Consider the following 26,986-nt stretch of genomic DNA (forward strand, 5'->3'; position numbering starts at 1 on the left):
CCGCGCCCGACCCCACGCCCGCGCGACGCTCGCCGGCGCCTTATCCTAGGTTAACGATTGGCCCCCGCGACCCACAAAACGTCGCCACCCGCCGTTTTGTTCACGGCGCGGCACAGGACGAACAGGAAATCGGACAAGCGGTTCAGATACATGACAGCGGCGGGGTTGGCGTGCGGCGACAGCGCGACGGCACTGCGCTCGGCCCGGCGCACGATCGCGCGCGCGAGATGGAGCGCCGCGGCCGCCCCGCCCGGGAGCACGAAGCTGGTCAGCGGCGGCAGATCGGCGTTGAGCGAGTCGATCTCGTGCTCGAGCCGCTCCACCTGTGCCGGCACCACCCGCAGCACCATCTCGGACGGCGTGAAGTCGTCGCCCGGCGTGGCGAGGTCGGCGCCCAGGTCAAACAGATCGTTCTGAACGCGACGCAGCGCCGCGACATGACCGACGTCGGCGAGCGTCTCGGCGGCGACGCCGATCGCGCTGTTGGCCTCGTCGACGTCGCCGATCGCGGCCATGCGCGCGTCGTCCTTGCGCACGCGGCTGCCGTCGACCAGCCCGGTCGTGCCCGCGTCGCCGGTGCGGGTGTAGATGCGATTTAGCTTGACCACCTTACCGGATCAGGTGCGGCCAGCCGCGAAGAGCAGCACGACGACGACCAGCACCGCCAGCGCCTGGAACAGGATGCGCTGCTGCATCATGCGGTTGCTCTTGAGCTGCGCCGCCGTCGGGCCGCCGCTTTCGCCGCGCGCGTCGGCGGACGCTTCCTGGAGGAAGGAGACGATGCCGCGCACCAGAGCGACCACGGTGGCGATCATCGCCGCCACCAGCAGGATCACGAGGAAGGTGTTCATGTGTCGAAGGTAGGGATTGCGGAGGGCTTTGGGAAGTCGCCCGCGCGCAACCGCTCGGCCAGCGCGCGCCCGTCCTCGCCACGCTCGCGCAGCACCGCGAGCGCTGGCGCCCCGTGGCGCTTGGCGAGCCGCTCGCCATCCGCGCCGGTCAGCAGCGCGTGATGGTGCCAGCGCGGCACCGGCAGCTCGAGCAGCGCCTGGAGCAGGCGGTGGACGTGCGTCGCCGCGAACAGGTCGACGCCGCGCACGACATCGGTGACACCCTGCGCGGCGTCGTCGACGGTGACCGCGAGATGGTAGCTGGCGGGCGCGTCCTTGCGCGCGAGCACCACGTCCCCCTGCGCCAGCGGGTCGGCCTGAACCACGCGACCGGCGTCGCTCCACTCCAGCGCACCGGCGCGTGCGACCGCCGCGGCCATGTCGAGCCGCCAGGCATGCGGGCGCGACAGGTCGGGCGTGGGGATAGCGCGGCAGGTGCCCGGATAGAGCGGTGTCGCGCCGTGGGGCGCGCCCATCGCCTCGGCGATCTCGGCTCTAGTGCAGAAACAGGGATACAGCAGCCCCATCGCGCGCAGCCGCTCCAGCGCGGCGGCGTAGCGATCCAGCCGCCGCGACTGGTGGGCCACCTCCCCGTCCCACGTCAGCCCGAGCCAGGCGAGATCGGCGAGGATCGCGGCGACATGCTCGGGACGGCTGCGGGTGCCGTCGATGTCCTCGATGCGGAGCAGGAAGCGTCCGCCGCGCGCCCGCGCGTGATCGTGCGCCCGGATCGCCGAATAGGCGTGGCCGAGATGCAGCCATCCCGTCGGCGAGGGCGCGAAGCGGGTGACCACCGGATCCATCCGGCGCGATGTGCGCGGCGGCACGTGGCCGCGCAAGGGCGCCGCGACCAGATACGAAAAGGGGCGGGCCGAAGCCCACCCCCAAACGTCTCGTCAATGAGTCGCGATCAGAACTTGATGCGCGCGCCCACCGCGAAGCGGCGGCCCAGCGCGTCGTAGGTCGACGGATAGGTGTTGCCGCTGTTGAAGGACGTCGCACCCACCGTACCACCGACGATCGGCGGCTGCTTGTCGAACAGGTTGGTCACGGTGACCGTCAGGTCAAAATTGTCGCTGACGCCGAAGCGGGTCGAAAGGTCGAAGTAGTTGTACGCCGGGATTTTACCGAAGTTGACCTCGCGGCCCGCCAGTGCGCCTGAGGCGATCGTGCCCTCGAAGGTGGTGACACCCGGCTCGACTTCGACGCCGTCCAGGTGGCGCCACAGCAGCGACAGGTCGACGTCACCGACGCTGACAGTGGTGCGCTGGTTCCAGGTGAACTCCGGCTGGATCGAGCCCGCCGCCGAGCTCGGACCCGCCGAACCCGGCGAACCGCAGTTGCCGCTGTAGAAGCCGACGCACTCGCGATACACAGTGGTCGGCAGCGCCAGACCGGCGCCAATCGGGTTGCCCGCCGGCACCGTCGAGCCCTCCACCAGCGACTGGAACTTGGACCGGTTGGTCCAGTTGCCATTGAACGAGAGGTTCAGCTTCGCGAAGCCGAGATCGCGGCGATAGTTGACGCCGAGATCGATGCCGTCCGTCAGGATCTTGCCCGAGTTGGTCGCGGGGAACAGCAGGCCCTGGGTGCTCGCGGGATCGCCGTCGAGCGCGCCCGTCACCGGATTGCGGCGGAAAAGGCCGCAGATCGGGTTGTTGACGTTCGCCGCCGAACCGCTGTTGTCGCCGAAGCAGCCCGTGACGAGATCTCCCGGGACCGGCTGCGAGATCGCGTTCCGGATCGAGATGTTGTAATAATCGACCGAGATCGTGAAGCCGGGCAAGAAGTTCGGCTGGAACACCGCACCGATAGTGTAGCTGTCCGAGGTCTCCGGCCGCAGCGTGGTGGAACCGGCTGTGGTCGAGTTGGCCTGGCCCGCGGTCGGGTTAGCTATACCGCCGATCGATGCCGCCGGAGCACCCTGCGCCAGGCAGACTGCCTGCAGCGCCGCGTTGTTCACCGGATTAGCGCCGCGGCACGGGTCCACCGCGAGCGAGGTCAGGCCAGTGTTGAGCGGCGAGAAGAGCTCGGCGATGTTCGGCGCGCGGACAGCACGCTGATAGTTGCCGCGGACCTTGAGGCCATCGGTCGGCTCCCAGCTGCCGCCGCCCTTGTACGTCCACGTGTCGTAGCTCGGATTGCCGGGCGCCTCGACCTTGTAGCTCGAGTAGCGCACGCCGCCCTCGATCGTCAGGCTGTGGAAGAACGGCTTGTCGCTGACGAGCGGTGCGATCAGCTCGGCGTAGCCTTCCTTGACGTCATAGCTGCCGCGATAATTGGGCACCGCGCCACCAGCGCCGCCGAGCTCACCCGCGGTCTGCGACAGCTCGTCGGCGAACTGCTGCGCTGTATACTTCCGATACTCCGCACCCACGGCGAAGCCGATCGGCTCCGACGCCCACGGGAGCGAGGCACCGACATCGCCGCTGAGCAGCGCGCGGGCCTGCGCCAGCGAGGTGTTCTGCGAGGTGGTCGCCGCCGCGGTCAAATATGGAATCTGGTTGGGCGAGATCGAGCCATCAGCGCCGAAGATGTTGACGGGGACGCAGCCCGTGCCCGCGTTGGTGCCGGCGCCTGCGTTCGCGAGCGGCGGCAGTGCCGGGTTGGGGTTGAGCACCGCCGGCGACGAGCCGAGGCAGGTCGCCGTGTTGGTCGCGTACACCGCCGAGCGCAGGCGCGAGATCAGGACATAGCCCGACTGCGTCTGACGGTTCTCCGACTCACCATAGGCGCCAGAGAGGTCGAGCGAGATCGAGTTGGTGATGCCCAGCTTGATGCCCGCGCGATAGTCGAACATCGTCGTGACATAGTCGGAGATACGCGGGCCGACCTCGGTGAAACGACGTCCCGCGGTGGTGGTGAAGGTGCGGAAATTGGGGTCGCTCGGCGAGGTCGCCGCGGCGGCCGCCGCGCACTGCGCCGCGGTGAGCGTCTGAATGCCTGCGGTGTTGGGGTCGAAGTCGTTGTTGGCGCAGAACTGCGCGCGCGCGGCGGCGGGCAGATACGGGTTGCTGACTGGAATCGTCAGCAGCTGCCCGAACACACCCGACGGCGCGATGATCGTGCTCACGGTGTTCTTCGAGAACATGCCGCGGCCGTAGACCTCGATCTTGTCGGAGAGCTCGTAATGGCCGGCGCCGTAGATGTTGTAGCGCTTGAAGGGCGTCTGGAACACGTTGTACGGGTTAAAGTTGAATCCGTCGCGCGATCCAACGTACGGGCGCAACGTGCCGGTGTCGGGTTGGATCGTGTTATAGGCGCTGCCCAGCGTGAAGCGGCCCGGAACCGTGGTACCCGAACCGCCGCGACCGCCCGAGGTCGAGGTGTAATTGTTGCGCGAGAAGTCGCGCGCGCCCTGGTAAACCGGGTCGACGTCCTGATAACCGAACGACACCACCGCGTTGCCGCGACCGTCGTCGAAGTTGGCACCCAGCGTCAGGTCGGCGCGGAACGCGGCACCATCACCTTGCTCGGTGATGCCCTGCGAGACGTTCGCTTCCATGCCGGAGAAGTCCGACCGCGTGATGAAGTTGACCACGCCCGACACGGCGTCCGCGCCGTAAGTGGTAGCCGCGCCGCCGGTCAGCACGTCGGTCCGCTCGATCAGCGCAAGCGGAATGTTGTTAAGGTCAACGCGGCCAACCGTGCTGGACGGGGTGATGCGCGCACCATCCAGCAGCACGACGTTGCGGAAATTGCCGAGGCCGCGAAGGTCGACGAAGGCCGAACCGCCGTTACCGTTGTTGACCGATGAACCGATCGAAGGCGCCACGCCGGGTAGATCGCGCAGCAGCTCTTCCGCGGTGTTACGCTGACGCAGCTGAATCTCCTCCGCACCGATAACAGAGACCGGGCTGGACGAGACCAGGTTCGGGTTGCGGATCAGCGTGCCGGTGACGACGATGTCGCCCGAGCTGGTCTCGCCGGCGGGCGGGGCGGAGTCCTGGCTCGAGATGCCGGCGGCCGGCGCATTGGGGTCGGTGCTCTGCACGCCCGTCTTCGGCTGGCTGGCGGGATCGGCGGTCTGCGCGGTCGCCGGGGCGGCGATCACCGCGGCGCCGACCAGCAGCGTCGAGGTGAGCAGGCGCGAACGATAGGCGTTCAGCATAGAGTTCAGTCCCCTTTTGTGGCCGGTTTTCCGGCATTCACAGAATGTGCTCCGGGACGGCGCGGCCGCCCGGGATGCCGTTGGCTACCGTGAAGCCACGCTGCACAGCAACATGGCGCGCCTGTTCGATGGCGTTTTTGAAAGAGTGTAACTTCAATGACACAGATGAAGAATGGTGTGCTACCGGCCCTGGCAGGTCGGTGACAGGGGAGAAGTGTGACGATGCGGCCACTTTGGACGGCAGCCGCCACCATGGCTGTTCTCGCGGCGGCGCCGGTGAGAGCGCAGTCGAGCGGCGGCGCACAGCGCGTCCTCGACGGCTTGGCGGCCTGCCGCGCGATCACGGAAGCGGGCGAGCGGCTCGCCTGTTATGACAAGGCGAGCGCCGCGCTCGAGCAGGCGGTCAAACAGAATGACGTGCGGATCGTCGATCGCGCCGACGTTCGGCGGGCGCGGCGCTCCGTGTTCGGGCTCAACCTGCCCGATCTCGGTCTGCTCGGCGGCGGCGCCGACCGCGGCGAGACCGATCAGCGCGAGACGTTCAGCGAGATCAACACCACGGTCCGCAGCGCGCGCCCCGGCGCCAACGGCCGCGGCGAGATCACGCTCGCGGATGAGGGTAACCCGGTGTGGCAGACCACGGACGCCATGCCCTTCCCGCCCAAGGCGGGCGCCAAGGTGCGGATTCGCAAGGGCACGATGGGCGCCTTCTTCCTCAACGTCGACGGCCGCAGCTATCGCGCGCTGCGGCTGCGCTGAGCTAGCCGGCGGGCATCGCCCCCGCGACCGGCTGCGGATCGATCCGCGCGCCGCGCCACGTCATCGCCCAATGCAGGTGCGGCCCGGAGGCGCGGCCGGTGCGGCCGACCAACCCGATCGGCTCGCCCTGGCGCACCTGCTGCCCGACCCGCACGTCGATCCGCGACAGGTGGAGGAAGGCGCTGGTCAGCCCGGCGCCATGGTCGAGGATCAGCAGTCGCCCCTCCAGCGTGAACGGCGGGTCGGCGACGAGCGTGACCACGCCGTCGGCCGGGGCGACCACCGGCGTGCCCTCGCCGCGCGCGACGTCGACGCCGCCGTGATAGCTGCCGGGCTCGCCGCGATATATCCGTTGCGCGCCGAACAGCCCCGAGATCCGTCCCGTCACCGGCCAGCGAAAGCGCTGGCGCCAGCCGTCCGAGTTCGCACCGACCGCGCGGGCGGCGGCGATCTGGCGCAGCTCGGCGGGGCGGCGGCGCGCGAAATCGGCGTCGGGCACGGGCACCTTGGCGACGCGGTCGAGCCGCTCGAGCCGCCACGCGCGCGGAGTCACCGGCAGCGTCGCGGTGAGCGTGCGCGCGCCGGTCAGCGCCGCGGTCAATGTCAGCGTGCCGGTCGCATCCCGGTCGGCCGCGATCAGGAACCGACCGTCGGAAGCGAGCACCACGGGCGCACCGTCGAGCGTCAGCCGCGTCGTCCCCACTGGCGCGGTGCCGAGCGCGACGCCGCCCTGCGCGATCGCCGGCGGGAGCCCTAGCAGGACAGGTGAGACCAGTTCTGGCGGCGGGGGCAGCGTCAGCCGCGGCGCCGGCTCGTCCCGCGCGGTCGCCACCGGCCGGGCCGCGACAGGGAGCGGCGCGGTCGCGGGCGCCGGCACGCAGCCGACCAGCGCCGCCGCGCTCGCCAGCATCACCGCCATCGGCCGTCCGCTCACCGCGGCGCCAGCGCCTCGGTCGCGATCGCCGCGCTGGCGAAGGGGCGCTGCGTCGCCGCGTCCCAATAGCGCAGGTCCTCGAGCGGGATACGCGCACCCGACACCGCGCACACGACATGGTCGCCCGGCACCAGCACGCGGAAGCCGTTGGCGAGATAGTGGAGCTTGGCAGGTCGGTCGGTGTGGCTCATCAGCATCGGCAAACTCTCAGAACAGGCGCGGCTGGTCGGGCTTCTCAGAATAGGCGCGCGGCGGCTTCGGCTCAACCTTGGCGGGTCGGGGCTCGCGCGGCGCCCCCTCCCCCACCTCCGCCGGCACCGCGCCGTCGCGGAAGTGGAGCAGCAGCGCCCCTACGGCGCGCGCCGCGTCCGCGCTCGTCACCGTGCCGCCGGCCGCGGCCTCTACCCGTACATAGCCGCGATCCAGCAGCTTGTCGGGGTTGAGGCTCTCGACCAGCCGGCCCAGATCGGCGAGCCGCGCCCGCCCCGCCTCCAGCCGCCGTTCCAGCGCGGCGGGCCGGATCGCGCCGGCGGTGCGGTCGAGCTCGCCGCGCGCGCGCGTCACGCGCCGCTCCAGCCCGCGGTCGAGCCGCGCGCCCAGCTCGTCGAGCCGCTGGCGCTGCGGCCCGAGCAGCCGGTCGCGCGTCGGCATCACCCGCGCGAGCGCGTCGAGCCGCTCGCGCCCGCGCTCGACATAGCGGCGCGCGCATCGCTCGATGCGCTGGCGCATCGCGTCGAGCGACAGTCGCAGCTCGGCCAGCACGGGCACCGCGATCTCCGCCGCCGCGGTGGGCGTCGGCGCGCGCAGGTCGGCGGCATGGTCGCAGAGGGTCGTGTCGGTCTCGTGCCCGACCGCGGAGATGATCGGGATCGAGCAGGCAGCGACGGCGCGCACCACGACCTCCTCGTTGAAGGCCCATAGGTCCTCGATGGAGCCGCCGCCGCGCGCGACGATCACCAGCTCGGGTCGGCGCACCGGGCCGTCAGCCGGCAGCGCGTCGAACCCGCGTACGGCCGCCGCCACCTCCTCCGCCGCACCGGCGCCCTGTACCTTCACCGGCCAGACGATCACGTGCGTGGGGCAGCGGTCCTCGAGCCGGTGGAGGATGTCGCGGATCACCGCGCCGGTCGGCGAGGTGACGACGCCGATCGTGCGCGGCATGAACGGCAGCCCCTGCTTGCGCTCGCGGTCGAACAGCCCCTCCCCCGCCAGCTTGAGGCGCAGCTTTTCCAGCAGCGCCATCAGCGCGCCCGCGCCGGCCAGCTCCATCCGCTCGATCACGATCTGATATTTCGAGCGCCCCGGATAGGTCGTCAGCCGCCCGGTCGCGACCACCTCGATCCCGTCCTCGGGCCGGAAGGCGAGCCCGGCGGCGCTGCCCTTCCACATCACGCCGTCGATCACCGCGGCATCGTCCTTGAGGCACAGATAGGCGTGGCCGGAGGTCGCCCGCTTGTAGCCCGAGATCTCGCCGCGCAGCCGGACATGGCCGAACTCGCCCTCGACCATGCGCTTGAGCCGCCCCGACAGCTCGCTGACGCTGACCGCCATCGCATTGTCGCCGGGCGTGGCCTCGGCTACCAGCCGCCCCGCCTGAGTATCGTAAAGGGGGTCGGCCATGAACATCCTGCTGGTGGGATCGGGGGGACGCGAGCACGCACTCGCGTGGAAACTGGCGCAATCTCCCCGTCTCGATACGCTCTTCGCCACGCCGGGCAACCCCGGCATCGCGCAGCACGCCACGATCGCGGACCTGGACGTCGACGATCACCGCGCGGTGATCGACTTCGTCCGACGCCACCAGATCGGACTGGTCGTCGTCGGGCCGGAAGTGCCGCTGGTGCGCGGGCTCGCCGACAACATCCGCGCGATCGGCGTGCCGGTGTTCGGCCCCGGGCGCGAGGCGGCGAAGCTGGAGGGGTCGAAGGGCTTTACCAAGGACCTGTGCGCGCGCGTCGGCATCGCGACGGCGCGCTATTTCAAGGTGACGACGCGCGACGGCGCACTCGCCTGTCTCGACGATTTCGGCGAGACCTGCGTGATCAAGGCCGACGGGCTCGCCGCGGGCAAGGGCGTGGTGGTCGCGATGTCGCGCGCCGAGGCCGAGGCAGCGATCCGCGACCTCTACGCGCAGGGGCCGGTCGAGGCCGTGATCGAGGAGCGGCTGGAGGGGCCGGAGGCGAGCCTGTTCGTGCTGAGCGACGGCACCTCCACCGCGTCCTTCGGCTCGGCGCAGGACCACAAACGCGTCGGCGAGGGCGACACCGGACCCAATACCGGCGGGATGGGCGCCTACAGCCCCGCGCTGGTGCTCACCCCCGAGCTGGAGGAGCAGGCGCTGGGCGAGATCGTGCGCCCCACGATCGACGCGCTCGCTGCCGCGGGCACGCCTTACGTCGGCGTGCTCTACGCCGGGCTGATGCTGACCGCGGACGGCCCCAAGCTGATCGAGTATAACGTCCGCTTCGGCGATCCCGAGTGCCAGGTGCTGATGGCGCGCTTCGCGGGCGACCTCGTCGAGGTGTTGCTCGCGGTGGCCGAGGGGCGGCTCGCCGACCTCCCTGCTCCCGCCTTCGCCGACGACGCCGCGCTGACGGTGGTGATGGCGGCCGAGGGTTATCCCGGCGAACCGCGCACCGGCGGCGCGATCGACGGGATCGACGCCGCCGAGGCGACCGGCGCGACCGTGTTCCAGGCGGGCACGCGGCAGGACGGCGAGATGCTGGTGGCGAGCGGCGGCCGCGTGCTCGCGGTGACGGCGACCGGCGCGGACGTCGCTGCGGCGCGCGATGCCGCCTATCGCGCGGTGGACGCGATCGACTTCCCTACGGGCTTCTTCCGCCGCGACATCGGAGCGAAGGCGCGCGCCGATGGTTGATCCGCTGATGTTGCCCGACACTAGGACCCGCCGATGAACTCTTCCAGCTTCGCCCTGGAACCGATCTCGCAGGATCAGGTGCTCGTCACGGTCGCGCTCGCGTTGGTCGCCCTGCTGGCGGTGCTCACCGTCATCGCGATGATCTGGGGCGCGCGGCTCAAGGCCCGGCGCCGCGCCGCCGAGGCGGAGGAGCAGCAGCGGATCGAGGAGCTGCGCGCCGACGGCGTCGAGGTGACCAACACCGCCGACGGCGTGCCGCCGATCATGCGCGGGAACGACAGCGCGAGCGAGGACCGGCACGACGCGGTGCCGGAACGGGCGGCGCCGCCCGCCCCAAGCGCTATGCCGGTCCGGACGACGACCACCGACGCGGCACCGCTTGAGCCTTCGCTCGGGGATGAGCCGATCGTTGCCGCCGCGCCGCTCGACGCCTCTCCCGCCAGCACAGCGGCGGATGCGCCGACGACGGTGGCGGACGAAGGCCCGGGGGCGCAGCCGATCACGCTGCTCAAGGGCCTCGGGCCCAAGATCGCGACGCGGTTGGGCGAGCTCGGCATCACGCGCGTCGACCAGCTCGCCTGGCTTGACGACGCCGAGGCGGCGCAGCTCGACGCGCAGCTCGGCGTCTTCACCGGGCGGATGGAGCGTGATCGCTGGCGCGAGCAGGCGCGTCTGCTCGCGCAGGGCGATCGCGCCGGCTATGAGGCGCAGTTCGGGAAGCTGGGATGAGCGTCGCGTTTCGCCGCGAGAGCGACGACGAGCATCTCGAGCCGCGCTTCGAGCTGCCGATCCCGCCCGGCCCGAACCTCGTCACCGCGCGCGGACGCGCGCTGATCGATGAGCGCGTCGCCGAGCTGGAGCACGCGCTGGCCGCGGCCGAGGACGAGGAGGCGCGCAAGGCGGTCACACGCGATCTCCGTTACTGGAAGACGCGGCGCGCCACCGCGATCGAGACGGCCGCGCGCGCCGACGGCGTGGTGGGTTTCGGCACCGCTGTGACCTTCACGCTCGCTGGGCGCGAGCGGCGGGTGACGATCGTCGGCGACGACGAGGCCAATCCAGCCGCGGGGCTGCTTGCCCTCTCGGCACCGCTCGCGCGCGCGCTGCTGGGAGCGAGTGAGGGTGACACCGTTGCCTTCAACGGCCGCGAGGAAGCGATCGAGGTGCTGAGCGTCGGCTGAAGTGAGTCACTTCGCCGAAGTGGTGTGCATAGCGTGACTTAGCCGTTCGCTGTTGCGACTCAATCGCAACTTGGTCTAGGGCGTTCCCGAAAAGGGATCGCGCATGTACCAACGATTGTTCGCCGCCGTCATCGCGGGCGTCGGCTTCGCGCCACTCACCGCGCCCGCGCAGGACGTGACGGCCGACGACGTCATCGTCACTGGCATCACCGCCACAGCGACCAAGACCGCCACGCCGCTCGTCGACATACCGCAGTCCGTGACGCTGCTCGACCGCCGACGGCTCGAGGATCGCGCGTCGCGCACGCTCAACGAGGCGCTCGCCTACATCCCCGGGGTGAACACCGGCAGCTACGGTTTCGACCCGCGCTTCGACGCCTTCTTCATCCGCGGCTTCCAGGCGACCTACACCGGCGTGTTCCGCGACGGAATGCGTCAGCTCAACAGTCCGCTCGGACTATGGCGCAACGAACCTTATGGCATCGAGCGCCTGGCGGTGGTGCGCGGACCCGCCTCGGTGCTGTACGGTGCCAGCGGCGCGGGCGGGCTGGTCGAGGTCACCAGCAAACGGCCGCGTGCCGACCGCTTCGCCGAGGTGCAGGGCATGGTGGGCAGCTACGACCGCTACCAGCTCAACGCCGATGTCTCCGGGCCACTCGGCGACAGTGTCGCGCTGCGGGTCACCGGCGTGGCGCGCGACAGCGGCACGTCGCTGGCCGGTTTCGAGGACGACCGCTACTTCCTCGCGCCTGCCGCCACCGCGCGGCTCGGCGACGCTACCGATCTCACCGTGCTCGGCGAATATATGTGGTCGCGCACGGGGGCGAGCGCGGCCTTCTACAACGACGCCGGCGGCGTGACCCGGATCCCGCTGAGCGACCCGCGCTTCAACGACCTGACCCATCGCCAGTGGCGTGCGGGCTACGCGCTCGAACATCGCCTGGGCGACTCGGTGTCGCTGCACCAGAACATGCGCGTGCAGGACGTCACGGTCGACATGGCCTATTCCTACGTCATCGACCCGACGGCGCCGGTCATCCGCCTCGGCGCGCGCGCGGCGGACTGGACCAAGAGCGTCAACCTCGACGATCAGTTGCGCGCCGAGCTGACCTCCGGCGCGGTGCGCCATCGGCTGCTGATCGGGCTCGACTATAATGACGTTCGCTACCGCAGCGCCGAAGGCTTCGGCACCGAGCCGCTGAGCGACACCTATCTGGCTCGACCGCCGCTGGTGCCGACCACGCGCCAACGCTTCTCCCAGCTCGGCGTCTACGCGCAAGAGCAGGTCGAGGCGGGCGCGCTCGGGCTCACCGCCGGCGTCCGCCACGACTGGTTCGACGCGCGCACGGATGTGCCGGACGCGCCGGCGATCGACCGCGACGACCGTCGGCTGAGCGGTCGTGTCGGCGCGACACTGCGCGTGGCGGAGGGTGTGACACCCTACCTCAACTGGTCGACCTCGTTCGAGCCGAACGTCGGCCTGCTGCTCGACGGCACGCCGGCACGGCCCACCAGCGCGCGGCAATATGAAGGCGGCGTCAAGTGGACGCCGCGCACCGGCGTGCTGCTCAGCGCCGCCGCGTTCGATATCCGCCAGCGCGACGGCGTCGTCTTCGACGCCTCGACCGGGATCAACCGCCAGGTTCAGCTCGATCTACGCTCCCGCGGCGCGGAGCTGGAGGCCTCCGCGCGCCTGACCGCAGGGCTCGACCTCACCGCGGCCTATGCGCTCACCGACATGCGGATCCGGCGCGGCGCGGCGGGCACGACCGGCAACCATCTGTCGGCGACGCCGCGGAACAGCGGCTCGCTCTGGGCGGACTATGCGCCGACTGGCGGGGGTTTCGGACTCGGCGCGGGTATGCGCTTCCTGGGACCGAGTTGGGGCGATGATGCCAATGTGATCCGCAATCGCGCGCGCACCTTCGCCGACGCGGTGGTCCATTATGACGTGCCGTCGCGCACGCCACTGCGGTTGCAACTCAACGCCACCAACCTGCTGGGCGCGGAGCCGGTCACCTGCGCCGCGAGCTTCTGCTACCGCGATCAGGGGCGAACGGTACTGGCGAGTGCGCGTTATCGGCTGTGAGGTGCTGCGTGGAGCAGCAACGCGCGCACGCTTCGTAACTGCGCCGACGTCACGCCTCGCTGACGAGCAGCTTGTCGATGCGGCGTCCGTCGAGGTCGACCACCTCGAACTTCCAGCCCTGTTCCTCGAAGCTCTCGCCCTCGGCGGGCAGTTTGCGGAACGCCGCCAGCGCCAGCCCGGCCACTGTGGCGTAGTCGCGGTCCTCGGGCAGATCGATGCCGAGCCGCTCCGCCAGCGCGTCCGCGGCCATCGTTCCCGCCACCAGCAGCGAGCCGTCGTCGCGCTCGACCACGTTGGGCGTCTCGCCGGGGTCTGCATCCGAGGCGAACTCGCCCGCGATCGCCGCGAGCAGGTCGGCCGGGGTCACGATCCCCTCGAAATGCCCGTATTCGTCGTGGATCAGCGCCATCGGCACCTCTGCGCGGCGCAGCGCGTCGAGCGCGTCCATCGCGTCGATCTGGTCGACCACCACCGGCGCACGTCGCATCAGCCGCGCCACGTCGAGCGTCTCGCCGCGGAACAGCGCCATCGCGACGTCGCGCGCCTGCACCACGCCGATCACCGAGTCGATCGAGCCCTCCGCCACCGGCAGCCGGCTGTGAGCGACGTCGAGCAGCTTGGCGCGGATCGCGGCGTCGTCGAGCGAGACGTCGATCCACTCCACCTCGGTGCGCGGCGTCATGACCTCGCGCACCGGACGATCGGCGAGCCGCACCACGCCCGAGATGATCGAGCGCTCATGCTCCTCGATCACACCCGACTTGCTCGCCTCGGCGACGATCAGGTGAAGCTCCTCCGCGGTGACCTGATCCTCGTTCTCGCGCGTCAGCCCAAGCAGGCGGAAGGCCAGCGCGCTGGTTGAATCGAGCATCCACACCAGGGGCTTGGTGAAGCGCGCCAGATATGCCATCGGCAGCGCGATCAGCGCCGCCACGGTCTCGGGCTTGCGCAGCGCGAACTGCTTGGGGACGAGCTCGCCGACGATCAGCGACGCATAAGTGGTGAGCCCGATCACCAGGATATAGCCGAGGCGCTCGGCCGCGGCATGGCTGAGCCCCAACGCCTCGAGCCGCGCCGCGGTGGGCGTGCCCAGGCTCGCGCCCGAATAGGCACCCGCGATGATGCCGATCAGCGTGATGCCGATCTGAACGGTGGAGAGGAACTTGCCGGGGTCGGCGGCGAGCTCGATCGCGGTGGCGGCGCCGCGCCGGCCGCTGCGCGCCATCGCCTCCAACCGCGCCTTGCGCGCGGACACGATCGCCAGCTCGCTCATCGCGAACACGCCGTTGAGCGCGACCAGCGCCAGGATGATGACGACGTCGATCCAGGGGAACGGCGGTAGCATGTTCGTGCTGTCTCTCTTGGCGGCAAAGCGTGCGCGCGACAATCCGCAAAGTGGCGCTTCGCTCCGTCATCGCGCATTCAGCGCGGGAGGAACAATGGTCGCGCACGTCGGGTTGTCCGGCATTGATCTGGGGAAAGGGAAGTCCATGAAGCTGTCGTCCAAGCTGGTCGCCGCCGCGTCCGCGCTGTCGCTGGTGTCGGTCGCGGCCTGCACCACCGATCCCGAGACGGGCGAGCGGCGCATGTCGAAGACCGCGATCGGCGGTCTGGGCGGCGCGCTCGGCGGCTATCTGCTCGGCGACCTCGTCGGCGGGCGGCGCGACCGGACCGAGAAGATCATCGGCGCCGGTCTCGGCGGTATCGCAGGCGCGGGCGTGGGCGCGTATATGGACAAGCAGGAGCGCGAGATGCGCGAGCGCACCCGCGGCACCGACGTGCAGGTGACGCGCCAGGGCGACGACCTGCTGCTGAACATCCCGTCGGGGATCAACTTCGCGTACAATTCGGCGAACGTGCAGCCGCAGTTCCGCGGCACGCTCGACAAGGTGGCGAGCGTGCTGGCGGATTACCCGCAGACCTATATCGACGTGTACGGTCACACCGACTCGACCGGCAGCGATTCGTATAACCAGGACCTGTCGGAGCGGCGCGCGACGTCGGTGGCGGACTATCTGTCGAGCCACGGCGTGCAGGCGGCGCGGATCGCGACGCGCGGCTTCGGCGAGACCCAGCCGATCGAGACCAACGACACCGAGCAGGGCCGCGCCGCCAACCGTCGCGTGGAGATCAAGGTGGTGCCGATCTCGCAGAATGACGTGCCGCCGCGCTGAGATATCAAGAGCAGGGCGGGCCGCGTGCTCCGCATTCTTCTCGGGAGTTCGAAGATGCGAATAAGCCGCTTCCGCCCACTTGCTAGCGCTATCTCACCCTCTCTTGAGAATATAGCGCCCCATGCTGCCGCCCCCGCGCTGACCACAGCATCGTACCTCAGCCGACGCGGTGTAGGACATACGGGGAACGGATCGGCTCGCCGTAATGGGTCGGCTCGCCGCCGACGTTCCGGCGCGGCGACGCTCACCCTGTCGGTCACTCGCGCAGCGTCACGCTCCCGCGCACGCAGGAGGCCGGACTAGCGAAGCGAAGCGCGTGTGACCTTGGGCTCCTGCGTGCGCAGGAGCACGGCGCCATCGCCGGCCCTTTACCGCCCGGTCAGCGCGGCGGCAGCAGCTTCGCCCAGCGCGCGTCGAGTCGCGCCTGCGCGCTGGCACGCGGCACGCGTGTCACCAGCGAGAGCCCGCGGAGGCTGATGCTGTGGCCGCTGAACAGATGGCCGCTGATCGAATAGCCGATGTCGTAGAGCGCGACGTCCTCGTGCGGTGCGCCGTCCACGAGGTAGCGCGTGACGATCGCCACCGGCATCTGCTCGTCCCCGCGACTGTCGTCGGGCCGGTGCGCCGCGGCGCGCGCCTTCTTCAGCGCGCCCTCGAACCAGTCGCCCTCGATCCGCGGCTCGCCCGTGGTCTCGACCGGGTCGAGTCCGAGCGCGGACGGGAACAGCAGGGTCTGGCTCTGCACCGACTGCGCGTCCGCGGCCGGTCGCAGCGTGAGGCGGTCCTTCGACGCCGCCGACGCCACCAGCGTCAGCGTGGTCGCGCGCGAGGAGGCGCGCGTCGACTCCTCGGCCTTGGCGACCTTGTCGTCGCGCCGGTCGCTCCAATTGCTCCACAGGGTCAGCGCCGAGATCAGCACCGCCACTAGCGCGAGCACCTCGCCCAAGGTAATCCAGCGGCGACGGATCGCCGCCGCCTCAACCGCGCGCTTCTCGGCGCGGGTGCCGGCGTCATCGTTCCGGTTGGGTGGCAGCTCGCTCATGCCTCGCCTTCGATCATCGCGCGCGGCCCGGGTCAAGCGGGCACGGCGCCGCGCGACCTGGACCGAGCACGGATGTGCCGTCATCCGCATTATATACGGTCGTATATAGCGCCCTAAAGGCGCGGGCTCGACTATGTCCGGCCTGTCGGCGCGGGTGCGCTCACGCTCCACGTCGATACCGCGTCACGCAGAGGCTATAATGGCGACCCTAGCCTGCCACTCTTTACCTACATCCGCGGCTACAACCTGACCAACGCCAACCTCGACTACCGCTCCGCAAGCGGGTTGGAGCTGATCGTCTGGGCGCGCAACCTGTTCGACGCCGCTACATCCAGAACCTGACGGTTCAGGCCGGCAACTCGGGCCTTATCCTCGGCAGCCCGAGCGACCCGCGCACGGTCGGCGGCACGCTGCGCTTCCACCTGTGAGCGCCGAGGCGCAGCGATCGCTGGGCAACTTCCCTGACATCTGGTAAGGCCAATCCCGACCGGCATAGCCGGCTATGACAGGGAGGGTGAGGATGGCGGCATGGTCTCGTCGCGGCGCATGGGCGCTGCTGGTCTCGTCGACGCTGGCCGGGCCGCTCGCGGCGCAGGCGCCGGCGCCGCTCGCCTGGATGGCGCCCGCCCTGGTCGAGCAGCAGCGCGCAGCGCGATCGGATGAGGCGCGCGAGTCGGTCGCGCGTGAGCGTGCGCGCGCGCTGGTCGGCGCGATGACGCTCCCGCAGAAGATGCAGCAGCTCACCGGCAGCAAGCCTTCGGTACTGCCCGAGTTGCCCAATTGCTTCGGGGCGCGGCACGTCGACGGCATCGCCGCCCTGGCGATCCCCACCTTCCGCATCACCAACGGTCCGGTCGGCGTCGGCCAGAACGACTGCGTCTCGCTCGCGGGGCGCGACTCGATGAGCTCGGATCGGCGCTCGATGTTCCGCGCCTACAGCGACCCCAGCTCGGCCAAGGCGACCGCCCTGCCCTCCGGCATGGCGGTCGCCGCCTCGTTCGACCCGCGGGTCGCCGCCGATTTCGGCGCGGTGATCGCGCGCGAGATGAACGACCTCGCGCTCCACGTCTTCGAGGCGCCGGGGATGAACCTGGCGCGGCTGCCGATCCTGGGGCGCAACTTCGAGTATTTCGGGGAGGACCCTTATCTCGCCGGCACCATGGCGGTGGCCGAGATCCGTGCGGTCCAGGCCGGCAACATCATCGCCATGGCCAAGCATTTCGTCGCCAACGAGCAGGAGACGAACCGCATGACGATCCAGGAGACCGTCGACGAGCAGGTGCTGCGCGAGCTGTACCTAATCCCGTTCGAGATGAGCGTGAAGGACGCCAAGGTCGCCGCGGTCATGTGCTCGTACAATTCCCTCAACGGTCTGCAGGCGTGCGCCAACAAGCCGATGTTGACGGGGGTGCTGCGCGAGGACTGGGGCTTCAACGGCTATGTCCAGACCGACTTCTTCGCGCAGAAGAGCACCGCTCCGGCGCTGGACGCGGGGCTCGACCACGAGATGCCGACGCCGATCCACTGGGCGCCCGACAAGCTCACTGCCGCGCTCGCCGAGAACGCGATCGCGCCGGCTCAGATCGATCGCGCGCTGGAGCGCCGCTACACCCAGATGTTCAAGGCCGGGATCTTCGATCGTGCGCTGCGCCAGTCGCCGATCGACTATGCCGCCGGCGGACGGGCCGCGCGCTCGATCGGCGCGCGCGCCGCGGTGCTACTCCAGAACAACGGCGCGCTCCCGCTGGCGCGGACCGCACGCACGATCGCGCTGGTCGGCAAGGCGAGCCAACCCTATGCGCAGCAGGCCATCGCGGGCGGCGCGATCCTCGGCAAGCCGATGGGCGCCGGCGGCGGCAGCTCGGACGTGGTACCCGCTTATACGGTCACGCCGATCGACGGCCTGCGCGCCGGGCTGCGCGCGGCCGGCCGCGCCGACGCGGCGGTCAGCCTGATCCTGGTCGACGACGCCAACCGCACCGCCACGATCGACGGCAAAGTGGGGGCGTTCGACGCCGCGCTCACGCGGATCGCCGCGGCCGACGCGGTAGTGGTGATGGCGGGCACCAACGCCGAGGAGGGCGCCGACCGGGCCAGCTTCACGCGCAAGGACGGCCACGAACTCGCCCAGCCCGCCGCGGCCGGCCTGTCGCTCGACTGGTACGTCGCCAAGCCGAGCGCGATCGCCACCGCCGATGGCGAGCCCGCGAACCCCGCGGCCTCGAGTGGGACGGTCGCGATGCTCGCCGCGATCCTGGCGGCGCGCTCCACCACCGCGGCGGCGATGCCGGCCAAGACCGTGCTGGTGCTCAAGGACAATGCCAGCGTCGCGCTGGATCCGGCGCTGCTCGGCGCGGCCGGCCCGTCGATCCTCGAGGTGTGGTTCCCCGGCCAGGAGGACGGCAACATCGTCGCCGATCTGCTGCTCGGCCGCGCCGAACCGACCGGGCGCCTGCCGGTCACCTTCCCGATCGCCGGACGCGGCTTCCTCGACTCGATCGCGCCGGCGCAATTTCCCGGCATCCCCGCGGGCGACGGCAAGACACAGACGGTGACCTACAGCGAGGGGCTGGAGATCGGCTACCGCTGGTATGATTCGCACTGCGGCCCGACACCGTGCGTCGCCTTCCCGTTCGGCCACGGCCTGTCATACACCCGCTTCGCCAGCGACACGCCTCGGCTCGAGCCCGCCGGCGAGGACAAGGTGCTGCGCGCGAGCGTCACGGTACGCAACATCGGCGCGCGAGCCGGGACCGAGGTGATGCAGGCCTATCTGTCGCTGCCGCCCGGCGCCAACACGGTGGGCGCGCGCCAGCCGCCGCGTCGGTTGGTCGGCTTCGAGCGGGTCACACTCGCGCCCGGCGAATCGCGGCGCGTGACGATCGCCGTCGATCCGGCGGCGAGCCATCATCCGATGAGCGTGTGGAACAAGGCGCAGCACGCCTGGGTGACGCCGCGCGGCCGCTACGTGCTGCGGCTCGGCACCTCGTCCGCACTCGGCGACCTGCTCGAGGCGGGCAGCGTCACCCGCTGAGCGGCCCTTAAACGAGAAGGAGGACGGCGCCGCGGGGCGCCGTCCTCCCTTGCTCCAGGATCGGCGGTCGCCCCGCCGACGTGGATCAGATCGCCTGGCTGAAGCGCACCGCGGTGCGACGGCGACGCATCGCATAGCCGACCACGCCGAAGCCCATGATCATCATCGCCCAGGTCGCCGGCTCGGGCACCGCCGAGTTGACCGGGGTGAAGGTCGCCTGACCGCCGTACGCGCCGTTGCCGCGCGACAGGCCGGTGACGACGAGCTTGTTCAGCTGGCCGGCCACGATCGGCACGTTGTTGATGAAGGCGACCTCGAACGCGCCGCCGGCGGTCTTCGTGATCTGCGCGGCGATGTCATTGATCGTCACCGAGGTGAAATCGAGATCGTTGGCCGAGAAGAGGTCGGTGACGCTGGTGGTCACCGTGCCGCTGCCCAGACCGTTGGTCGGCAGGGTGAAGGTGAAGGTGTCGGTGAAGGTACCCGACTTGAGGCCCTCGACCCGGAACGCGCCCGAGAAGGTGCCGTTCGGGCCGGCGGTCGCCTGGAAGTTGGGCGAGCCGACCGGATAGGTGGCTGCTTCGGCCGAGACGGCGCCTAGCGCAGCGGCGGCCGCCATGGTGATGGCAACGAGGCTTTTCATAGGAACTCCCTTTGATTCGAGTCGGCCTGATTTCATCTGCCTGGCCGCGATATGACACAGCCGCTCTGGAAGGATGAACAAAAAATTAACGATAGCTGCTCCCATTCGGGGCATTTGCGTTGCAACAAAAAAACGTTGCGTTGCGGAACTTCCGCGTGGCCGCCCGCAGCGTCCATCCGAGAAATCGCACGACTCATCTTTCGCCGCCTCGGACCGACTAGGACCTGTTAACTAAATCTGCTCTAGCGAGAACGCCGTAACGAACTCGCTCAACGTGCTGATGAAACACGAACGATAAAACCAGGGGTCCAATCTAGTTCTGATGCGGATCAGTCGCGCGCCTGTCCTGGCGGCGGCTGAGAGGATTAGCCTGTCAGTGATGTACGTACGGCATCTGGCAATCGCTGCTGGATATCGAGCGGGATAGTGTGTCTGCGGCGATCATCGCGTCCGCGGCGATGAGAGCGCATGTCCAATATTCAACTGCCCAACCGGTTCCTCGATCCAAAGGTGATGTATGCCACCACGCTCCCTTGACCTGGGCCGACACATCGACGGCTCATCTGCTAATCTGCTGGAGAACACGCTGGCTCCACTCCGCCAAGCGTTCCACTTCTCGACCATGATCGCCGGCAATGACGGCCAGAATCACGCGCTGGTGATCAAGGTCGCCGCCGGTGAGGCCGATCGCGCTGCAGCACGATCACTGCTCAACAAGCGCTACGGCTGGCGCGGCTATGGTGAGTCGCACAGCATCCCGACGGGCGCGACCCACTCGACCTTCACCGCCTTCATCGACGGCGAGTTGGTCGGCACGCTCACTCTCGGGGTGGACTCGTCCGCCGGGATGGAGATCGATCACACCTTCCGCAACGAGCTCAACACCTATCGCCGCGTGCCCGGCGCGCAGCTGTGTGAGCTGACCAAGTTCGCGTTCGAGTCGTCGGTGCAGTCGAAGGCGATCCTCGCCGCCTTCTTCCACTTCATCTTCATCTACGGCGAGTGCCGCTACGATTGCACTGACCTGTTCATCGAGGTGAACCCGCGCCACCGCCGCTTCTACGAGGCGATGCTCGGCTTCGATCGCGTCGGCGGGCTGAAGGAGAATGAAGGGGTCGGCGCGCCGTCGCAGCTGATGCATCTCGAAGTGGCGCAGATCCGTGCGCAGGTTGCCGAATATACGCGCGCGGCCGGTGGCGTCAGCGAGCGCTCGCTCTACCCCTTCTTCCTCTCGGGTGAGATCGAGAGCGATGTGCGGCTGAAGATGGAGCGCGGCGGCCTCTCCGCCTCGCAGGCGCATCGCGCCGCAACGATCGCGAGCCAGCGGCAGCCGAACGCGATCGACGCCAACGTGACGGTCGGCCACGCCTGAAGCGTGACCGGGCGACGGCCGATAAGTGACCGCCTGACTCGCCTCGACCCAAGCTCGATCGCGCACTAGGAGCGGCGCCGGTCGCGCGACGGAGGACCGCGAGGGATGGCGCTTCACACCTGGTGGCTGTTCGTCGGGTCGGTGTTCCTGCTCTCGGGAACGCCGGGGCCCAACATGCTCCACGTCATGTCCCGCTCGGTGCAGCTGGGATTGCGGCGCAGCGTCGCGGCGATGGCGGGCTGTCTTGCCGCGGTCGTGTCGGTGCTCGCGGCCTCGGCCGCGGGGCTCTCCACGCTGCTGCTCGCGGTGCCCGGCGCCTTCGCGGTGCTGCGCTATGCCGGCGCCGCTTATCTCGTCTATCTCGGGATCAGGGCGTGGCGCGCCGAGGCAGCGCCGCTCGATGTCGGGGCGGGCGAGTTGGTGGCGCGGGCATCGCGTGCGGCGTTGTTTCGCGGCGGCTTCGCGATCGGCATCAGCAACCCCAAGCTCATCCTGTTCGCCGCGGCCTTCCTGCCGCAATTCATCGATCCGGCGCGCGCCAAGCCGCCGCAGTTCCTCCTGCTGGTGCTCAGCTTCGCGATGGTCGAGGCAGGCTGGTACGCGGCCTATGCGCTCGGCGGGCGATCGCTGGCGCGATACCTCAACCGTCCGGCAATCCGCCGCTCGTTTGACCGGCTCACCGGCACGATCTTCATCGGCTTCGGCGTCGCGCTGCTGCGGGTTCGGCCGGCTTGATCGTCGCCGCAACAGAAGCCTACGCTCGCCGCGGGGGAGCGACGCACATGACGGACAGGATCGGGGTCGGACTGATCGGCTACGGCCTCGGCGGCCGCGCCTTCCACGCCCCCTATATCGCGACCACGCCGGGGCTGGAATTGCGCGGCATCGTCTCGCGCGATCCCGCCAAGGTCCACGCCGACTGGTCCGCCGCGCCAGTGCTGCCCGACGTGGCGGGGCTGCTCGACGACGAGTCGGTCACGCTGGTCGTCGTCTCCAGCCCGGACCATCTCCACGTCGCGCATGCCGAGGCCGCGCTGGCGGCCGGCAAGCACGTGCTGGTCGACAAGCCGTTCGCCACCTCGCTGACCGAGGCGCGCGGGCTGATCGCGGCGGTCGAGCGCGCGGGGCGGCTGCTCACCGTCTTCCACAACCGACGCTGGGATGCCGACTTCCTCACGCTGCGCGGGCTGATCGAGGACGGCACGCTGGGCGACGTGGTGAGCTATGAGAGCCGCTTCGACCGCTGGCGACCGGCGCCCGCGGCGACCTGGAAGGAGGCGCGCGCGGGCGGCTCATGGCTCGACCTCGGGCCTCATCTGGTCGATCAGGCGCTGCTGCTGTTCGGCCGCCCGAGCGCGGTCACCGCCGATATCGCCACGTTGCGCCGCGGCGCACCTGCGCCGGACTATTTTCACGCGACGCTGCGCTACCCCGACAAGCGCGTGACGCTGCACTCGAGCAAGCTCGCCGCCGACCACGGCCTGCGCCTCGCGGTCCACGGCACGCGCGGCAGCTGGGTCAAGCACGGACTTGACCCGCAAGAGGCAGCGACGCTCGCCGGACAACGGCCGGGCGGCGCCGAGTGGGGCCATGATCCGCTCGACGGCTTGCTTACGCCCGGCGAGCCGGGCGCCGCGGCGACTCGCGTGCCCAATCGGCGCGGCGACTATCGCCTGTTCTGGTCGGCGCTGGCGGCGGCGATCCGCGGCGAAGGGCCGAACCCCGTGCCGCCGAACGAGGCGCTGGCGGTCATGGAGGTACTCGATGCCGGGCTGCGCAGCGTGACGGAGCGGTGCGAGATCGTACTCTGATCCGGCGGATCGCTTTCTTCCGTCGCCCGCGCTGCTAGGCTAGCGCCGAAGAGGGAGAGAGATGCGCACGATCCTGTTCACGGCGACACTGGCACTCGCGAGCGTCGGGAGCGCGGGCGCCACACCCGCCGCCGACGCCCGATCCGCGGCAACGGCGTTTCGGCTGGAAGGCCCGTTCGAGCTTCACTCGCGCGTCTACCCGGGCACGGTGCGACGATATTGGGTCTATGTCCCCCTGCATTATGACCGGACGAAGCCCCCCAACCTGCTGCTGTTCCAGGACGGGCAGCGCGCGACCAACCCGACCGGTTCGCTCAGGGTGCCGGCAGTGCTCGACGCCTTGATCCGCGACGGCACGCTGCCGCCGACGCTCGGCGTCTTCGTCACGCCGGGACATCGCGCCGCCACCTACCCGACCGACCTCGGCATGCAGAACCCCGACCACCGCGTCGAGGAGTACGACTCGCTCTCGGACGATTACGCGCGCATGACGCTGGACGAGCTGCTGCCGGCGGTGGCGCGGCGCTGGCGGTTCGCCGATGATCCGCGCCGCCGCGCGATCGGCGGCACGTCGAGCGGCGCGATCGCCTCCTGGACGGTGGCGTGGCGACACCCGGAAGCGTTCGGCAACGTCCTCAGCTTCATCGGCAGCTACACCTCGATCGGCCTGCGGCTCGGCAGCGACGGCGCGCCGGTGGCGCTCGGCGGCGACCTCTATCCCGGGCTGATCCGCAAGTCGGCGATCCGCCCGATCCGCGTCTTCTTCCAGGACGGCAGCGCCGATCTCGACAACGAGCACGGCAACTGGTTCCTCGCCAACCAGCAGATGGTCAAGGCGCTGGCCTGGGCCAACGCTCTTGCCGAGGAGCAGCACCGGCCCGGTCCGCGCTACGACGTGCGCTACCAATGGACCGCGGGCGGTCATTCGGACGCGGACGGCGGCGCGCTGCTGCCCGAGGCGCTGCGCTGGCTCTGGCGCGATCAGCCGGCCGCGCGGTGAGCGCGGAAGCCGGCGGTGAACGATCCGCCGCGCCGATCATTGAGCGGCGGATCAATACCCTGCGATCCGGAGCGAAGCGACCATGAAGACCAGCGGCAACACGATCCTGATGACGGGCGGCGGCAGCGGCATCGGCGAGGCGCTCGCGCATCGTTTTCACGACCGCGGCGACACCGTCATCATCGCCGGACGCCGGCGCGAGGCGCTGGAGCAGGCCGCGGCCGGTCGCGAGCGGATCCACACCGTCACGCTCGACGTCGAGGATCCCGCCGCGGTCGACGCCTTCGCGCGCCAGATCGTCGCCGACTTCCCCGCGCTCAACGTGCTGTTCAACAACGCCGGGATCATGAAGTTCGAGGACCTGACCGGGCGCCGCGACCTCGCCGACGCCGAGGCGACGGTGGCGATCAACCTGCTCGGCCCGATCCGCCTGACCAACGCCTTGGTCGATCACCTCAGCGCGCAAGCCGACGCCGCGATCGTCACCGTCACCTCGGGCCTTGCGTTCGTCCCGCTGGTGGCGGCGCCGACCTATTCGGCGACCAAGGCAGCGATCCATTCCTATACGGTGTCGCTGCGCACGCAGCTGGCGGGCAAGGTCGAGGTGATCGAGCTGGCGCCGCCGGGCGTGCAGACCGACCTGACGCCGGGCCAGGCCAACCGCCCAAGCTATATGCCGCTGGAGGCGTTCGCCGACGCGGTCGCCGCGCAGTTCGCGCAGCAGCCGACGCCGCGCGAGATCCTAGTCGACGAGGTGCAGTTCCTCCGCCAGGCCGAGCGCGAGGGGCGCTTCGACGAGACGCTGAAGACGCTCACCGAGCGGGCCGCACAGCAGCGCGCCGCCGGCGGCTCCTGATCGCGCGCCCGGCGGCAGGGCCCGGCAGCAGGGCCCGGCGCCCGCTACCAGCCCATGCTGCCGGGCACGCCCTTGAACGGGCCCACCACGTCGGGGGTGATCCAGCCGCCGTAGAAGCCGCCCGGCTGCGGCAGCACGATCTCGCCGTCAACGGTGCACCGGTCCAGCGGCGCAGCGTAGAAGGCGAGGTGATCGCGCAACGACGCGAAGCCGCGCGTCGGGTCGGGGTAGCTCCACGCGACGTCGCGCAGCAGCGTGTCGCCGACCGCGAGATGCCAGTAGACGGCCTCGCCCTTCCACTCGCAGAAAGAGCGCCGCGCCGACGGCCGCAACAGCTCGCGCGCGACGTCGTCGGGCGGCAGGTACCAGCTCGGCGGATGGCTGGTCTCCAGCGTGCGGATTGCGGCGCGCGTGTCGGCCACCGTCACGCCGCGGTGAAGGATGCGGACGTGACGACCGCTCTGCTCCGCCACTGCGGGCCGCGGATAGTCCCATACGCTCTCCTGCCCAAGCTCCGCCGGTTCGCGCACCGGCCTCATGCGGCGCCCCGCCCGGCCCAGCGCTGCAGCCGCGGGCGACCCCGCAGGAAGCGGAGGTAGACCCGCTCCAGCAGCGCCAGCACTGCCGGGCTTCGCGCCGCCACACCGAGCGGGCGCAGCAGCGGGATCGCGCGCCACATCGCTGCGAACGCCGCCGCGCCCGCGACGATCGGGCCGCCCTCCTCGCGTGCGTGGAAGCGCGCGAGCATCGCGGCACGGTCGAGCGGGCAGGTCTCCACCGTGGCGTCGATGAAGTCGATCCGCCCACGCCGGTCGAGCCGACGCATCAGGGCGATCTCGCGCTGACACAAAGGGCACGCGCCGTCGTGCCAGACGGTGACCCGGCTCATCGGCCGCGCGCCGGGTTATCGCGGCGGATCCGCTCGGCCAGCAGCGTGGCGAAGCCGAGCCAGCCGACATAGGGCATCGCGGTGACCGCGGCCGTCCGGTCGACCCGCGCCGCGGTGGCCACGAGCGCCGCGCCCGAGGCCAGCATCGCGCCCGACGCGGCGGCGCTGGCGCCGAGCCGCTTGCGGCGGAAGAACAGCTCGCTCCAGCCGCCGATCATCGCGCTGTTGCCCAGCCATAGCGCGACCGCAACGTCACGACGCGCGCTCGAGGGCCGGCGCAGCAGCCGATAACCGCCGACTGCGAGCCCGACCTCAAGCGCCGGCCAGACTGCGCCGAACACCGCGTCCGGCGGCGTGATGTCGGGCTTGTCGAGCCGCTGATACCAGCGCCGGATCGTCGGGTGCGTGCGGTCGGGCGCGTTGCGGCGACCCACCAGCGCGCTCGCCCCGAGCACCAGCCCGACGAGCCCCAGCGCGGCGACGGGCGACCAGCCCCCCGTGCTCGCCGCGGCGTCGGTCAGTTCCGACGCCCGCGGCATGTCCTTGGCGCGCGACGCCGGAGAGAGCGAGCGGTCGGGCGCGGACGTGTCAAGGTCGCCGAGCAGCCGGCCCGTCATCGCGGTGACCGCGGGCTGGCTGGCGCTTCATCTGCGGCGACGCTCGCGCCGGTGATCAGGACCTTGCTCGACACACGCCGTTCTCCTTCGTGCCGCCAACGCGGCAGCGCGGGAAAGGGGCCAGGCTCCTCCGCCCTCGCCTTCGCGCCGGACGCACGCAGCGGAGGCGGCCGCTCGCGCGTTCGACCTCCCGGAGAGGAGAGATCGAATGTCATCGATAGACAAGCAGAAGCGGCTGCATTTCGACGTGGTCAATGTCGGCCTGCGCGCGCAGGCCACAGCGGTCGGGCTGGTACAGCTCTGCGTCGAGCTGCGCGCCGCGGGCGTGCTGCCGGAAGCCGCGCTCACCCGGATCAAGGACGCGATCGCCGACGAGGTCTCGGTCGCGGGGCCGCGCCGCCGCGGCCAGCAGGAGTATCGCCGCGAGGTGCGCGAGCGACTCGACCAGCTCTTCGCGGGTGAAGCCAAGGTCGGCTCGGCCGAGGCGCTCTCGTTCGGCGAGCAGCCCGAGGCATGACCTGCGCGCCGGGGTTTGAGCCCCGGCTGCCACGGGTGCCGGATCGCTTCCCCCGATCGGCGATGTCCTCCGTCAGGTCGGGGCCGTGGACCGACGACGAGACGCCGTCCACCTCGCGGTCGCCACGTGCGCGCCTGCCGCTCGGCGTCGGCGGTGAAGCGGCGCATGCCCGCGGTGCCCGCCTCAGGC

Annotated in this window: 26 protein-coding genes; 13 read left to right on the forward strand and 13 right to left on the reverse strand. The window is 70.3% G+C overall.

Annotated elements, in window-relative coordinates; all coding sequences use genetic code 11:
• Window positions 1–50 precede the first annotated feature (50 nt).
• From FHY02_RS07830 to FHY02_RS07845, 4 genes are all read right to left on the reverse strand, one after another.
• On the reverse strand, window positions 51–608 hold the full coding sequence (locus FHY02_RS07830) for a cob(I)yrinic acid a,c-diamide adenosyltransferase (RefSeq protein WP_183921217.1): 558 nt from the start codon (window positions 606–608) through the stop codon (window positions 51–53).
• Between the two features lie 9 nt (window positions 609–617).
• On the reverse strand, window positions 618–851 hold the full coding sequence (locus tag FHY02_RS07835) for a twin transmembrane helix small protein (protein ID WP_183921218.1): 234 nt from the start codon (window positions 849–851) through the stop codon (window positions 618–620).
• Window positions 848–1,693 (reverse strand): tRNA glutamyl-Q(34) synthetase GluQRS, encoded by an 846-nt coding sequence (gene gluQRS / locus FHY02_RS07840; RefSeq protein ID WP_183921219.1) that lies wholly within the window; start codon window positions 1,691–1,693, stop codon window positions 848–850. Before gluQRS ends, FHY02_RS07835 begins: the two co-directional genes overlap by 4 nt.
• Window positions 1,694–1,800: 107 nt before the next feature.
• Window positions 1,801–5,001, reverse strand: coding sequence for a TonB-dependent receptor domain-containing protein (locus FHY02_RS07845; protein WP_183921220.1), 3,201 nt, complete (start codon window positions 4,999–5,001; stop codon window positions 1,801–1,803).
• Window positions 5,002–5,253: 252 nt separating this feature from the next.
• Between FHY02_RS07845 and FHY02_RS07850 the strand changes: the two genes are divergently transcribed.
• The gene (locus tag FHY02_RS07850; RefSeq protein ID WP_183921221.1) at window positions 5,254–5,760 is read left to right on the forward strand and encodes a hypothetical protein; all 507 of its coding nucleotides are present in this window, start codon (window positions 5,254–5,256) and stop codon (window positions 5,758–5,760) included.
• Window position 5,761: 1 nt separating this feature from the next.
• Here the strand turns inward: FHY02_RS07850 and FHY02_RS07855 are convergent, their stop codons facing one another.
• From FHY02_RS07855 to xseA, 3 genes are read right to left on the reverse strand one after another with little or no spacing between them, the layout of a single operon-like run.
• A complete protein-coding gene (locus FHY02_RS07855; RefSeq protein WP_260172673.1) occupies window positions 5,762–6,679 on the reverse strand; it encodes a M23 family metallopeptidase in 918 nt (305 codons plus the stop codon).
• A gap of 11 nt (window positions 6,680–6,690) precedes the next feature.
• On the reverse strand, window positions 6,691–6,891 hold the full coding sequence (locus FHY02_RS07860) for a DUF2093 domain-containing protein (protein WP_183921222.1): 201 nt from the start codon (window positions 6,889–6,891) through the stop codon (window positions 6,691–6,693).
• 10 nt (window positions 6,892–6,901) lie between these two features.
• Window positions 6,902–8,314, reverse strand: coding sequence for an exodeoxyribonuclease VII large subunit (gene xseA, locus FHY02_RS07865; protein ID WP_183921223.1), 1,413 nt, complete (start codon window positions 8,312–8,314; stop codon window positions 6,902–6,904).
• Between xseA and purD the strand changes: the two genes are divergently transcribed.
• The 4 genes from purD to FHY02_RS07885 all read left to right on the forward strand — a co-directional run bounded on the left by purD (window position 8,313) and on the right by FHY02_RS07885 (window position 12,842).
• Entirely contained in the window at window positions 8,313–9,572 is a 1,260-nt protein-coding gene (gene purD / locus FHY02_RS07870; protein WP_183921224.1) for a phosphoribosylamine--glycine ligase, read from the forward strand. The genes xseA and purD overlap by 2 nt on opposite strands.
• Before the next feature lie 33 nt (window positions 9,573–9,605).
• Entirely contained in the window at window positions 9,606–10,301 is a 696-nt protein-coding gene (locus FHY02_RS07875) for a hypothetical protein (protein ID WP_183921225.1), read from the forward strand.
• Complete coding sequence (locus FHY02_RS07880) at window positions 10,298–10,753, forward strand: GreA/GreB family elongation factor (RefSeq protein WP_183921226.1); 456 nt, start codon at window positions 10,298–10,300, stop codon at window positions 10,751–10,753. Before FHY02_RS07875 ends, FHY02_RS07880 begins: the two co-directional genes overlap by 4 nt.
• A 103-nt stretch (window positions 10,754–10,856) precedes the next feature.
• Complete coding sequence (locus FHY02_RS07885) at window positions 10,857–12,842, forward strand: TonB-dependent siderophore receptor (protein ID WP_183921227.1); 1,986 nt, start codon at window positions 10,857–10,859, stop codon at window positions 12,840–12,842.
• Between the two features lie 49 nt (window positions 12,843–12,891).
• Here the strand turns inward: FHY02_RS07885 and FHY02_RS07890 are convergent, their stop codons facing one another.
• Entirely contained in the window at window positions 12,892–14,187 is a 1,296-nt protein-coding gene (locus tag FHY02_RS07890) for a hemolysin family protein (protein ID WP_183921228.1), read from the reverse strand.
• Between the two features lie 145 nt (window positions 14,188–14,332).
• On the opposite strand from FHY02_RS07890, the gene FHY02_RS07895 reads away from it, so the two are divergent.
• Window positions 14,333–15,016, forward strand: coding sequence for an OmpA family protein (locus FHY02_RS07895; protein ID WP_183921229.1), 684 nt, complete (start codon window positions 14,333–14,335; stop codon window positions 15,014–15,016).
• A gap of 379 nt (window positions 15,017–15,395) precedes the next feature.
• Here FHY02_RS07895 and FHY02_RS07900 read toward each other — a convergent pair whose 3' ends face one another.
• The gene (locus tag FHY02_RS07900) at window positions 15,396–16,058 is read right to left on the reverse strand and encodes a hypothetical protein (RefSeq protein ID WP_183921230.1); all 663 of its coding nucleotides are present in this window, start codon (window positions 16,056–16,058) and stop codon (window positions 15,396–15,398) included.
• A gap of 520 nt (window positions 16,059–16,578) precedes the next feature.
• Here FHY02_RS07900 and FHY02_RS07905 point away from each other — a divergent pair.
• Complete coding sequence (locus tag FHY02_RS07905) at window positions 16,579–19,092, forward strand: beta-glucosidase (RefSeq protein ID WP_221198479.1); 2,514 nt, start codon at window positions 16,579–16,581, stop codon at window positions 19,090–19,092.
• A gap of 85 nt (window positions 19,093–19,177) precedes the next feature.
• Here the strand turns inward: FHY02_RS07905 and FHY02_RS07910 are convergent, their stop codons facing one another.
• Window positions 19,178–19,735: an FxDxF family PEP-CTERM protein gene (locus tag FHY02_RS07910; RefSeq protein ID WP_183921231.1), complete on the reverse strand. Its 558-nt coding sequence runs from the start codon at window positions 19,733–19,735 to the stop codon at window positions 19,178–19,180.
• A 622-nt stretch (window positions 19,736–20,357) separates the two neighbouring features.
• Between FHY02_RS07910 and FHY02_RS07915 the strand changes: the two genes are divergently transcribed.
• From FHY02_RS07915 to FHY02_RS07935, 5 genes are all read left to right on the forward strand, one after another.
• Window positions 20,358–21,107 carry an N-acyl amino acid synthase FeeM domain-containing protein gene (locus tag FHY02_RS07915; protein WP_183921232.1) on the forward strand — a complete coding sequence of 250 codons (750 nt, stop codon included), beginning with the start codon at window positions 20,358–20,360 and terminating at the stop codon, window positions 21,105–21,107.
• Between the two features lie 105 nt (window positions 21,108–21,212).
• Entirely contained in the window at window positions 21,213–21,842 is a 630-nt protein-coding gene (locus tag FHY02_RS07920) for a LysE family translocator (RefSeq protein WP_183921233.1), read from the forward strand.
• A gap of 47 nt (window positions 21,843–21,889) precedes the next feature.
• Window positions 21,890–22,918, forward strand: coding sequence for an oxidoreductase (locus tag FHY02_RS07925; RefSeq protein WP_183921234.1), 1,029 nt, complete (start codon window positions 21,890–21,892; stop codon window positions 22,916–22,918).
• 61 nt (window positions 22,919–22,979) lie between these two features.
• Complete coding sequence (locus FHY02_RS07930) at window positions 22,980–23,918, forward strand: esterase family protein (RefSeq protein ID WP_183921235.1); 939 nt, start codon at window positions 22,980–22,982, stop codon at window positions 23,916–23,918.
• A gap of 82 nt (window positions 23,919–24,000) precedes the next feature.
• Complete coding sequence (locus tag FHY02_RS07935; protein ID WP_183921236.1) at window positions 24,001–24,774, forward strand: SDR family oxidoreductase; 774 nt, start codon at window positions 24,001–24,003, stop codon at window positions 24,772–24,774.
• Window positions 24,775–24,818: 44 nt separating this feature from the next.
• On the opposite strand, the gene FHY02_RS07940 is transcribed toward FHY02_RS07935, so the two are convergent.
• The 3 genes from FHY02_RS07940 to FHY02_RS07950 are packed head-to-tail and all read right to left on the reverse strand — an operon-like array spanning window position 24,819 to window position 26,280.
• Entirely contained in the window at window positions 24,819–25,313 is a 495-nt protein-coding gene (locus tag FHY02_RS07940; RefSeq protein ID WP_183921237.1) for a DUF427 domain-containing protein, read from the reverse strand.
• Entirely contained in the window at window positions 25,310–25,663 is a 354-nt protein-coding gene (locus FHY02_RS07945) for a thiol-disulfide oxidoreductase DCC family protein (protein WP_183921238.1), read from the reverse strand. Before FHY02_RS07945 ends, FHY02_RS07940 begins: the two co-directional genes overlap by 4 nt.
• On the reverse strand, window positions 25,660–26,280 hold the full coding sequence (locus FHY02_RS07950; RefSeq protein ID WP_260172679.1) for a TspO/MBR family protein: 621 nt from the start codon (window positions 26,278–26,280) through the stop codon (window positions 25,660–25,662). Before FHY02_RS07950 ends, FHY02_RS07945 begins: the two co-directional genes overlap by 4 nt.
• A 208-nt stretch (window positions 26,281–26,488) precedes the next feature.
• Between FHY02_RS07950 and FHY02_RS07955 the strand changes: the two genes are divergently transcribed.
• Entirely contained in the window at window positions 26,489–26,797 is a 309-nt protein-coding gene (locus FHY02_RS07955; RefSeq protein ID WP_183921239.1) for a hypothetical protein, read from the forward strand.
• The last annotated feature ends 189 nt before the right edge of the window (window positions 26,798–26,986 follow it).

Origin of the sequence: Sphingomonas sp. BK069 (assembly GCF_014193405.1) — a bacterium.
In the GTDB taxonomy this organism is placed as follows: Bacteria; Pseudomonadota; Alphaproteobacteria; order Sphingomonadales; family Sphingomonadaceae; genus Sphingomonas.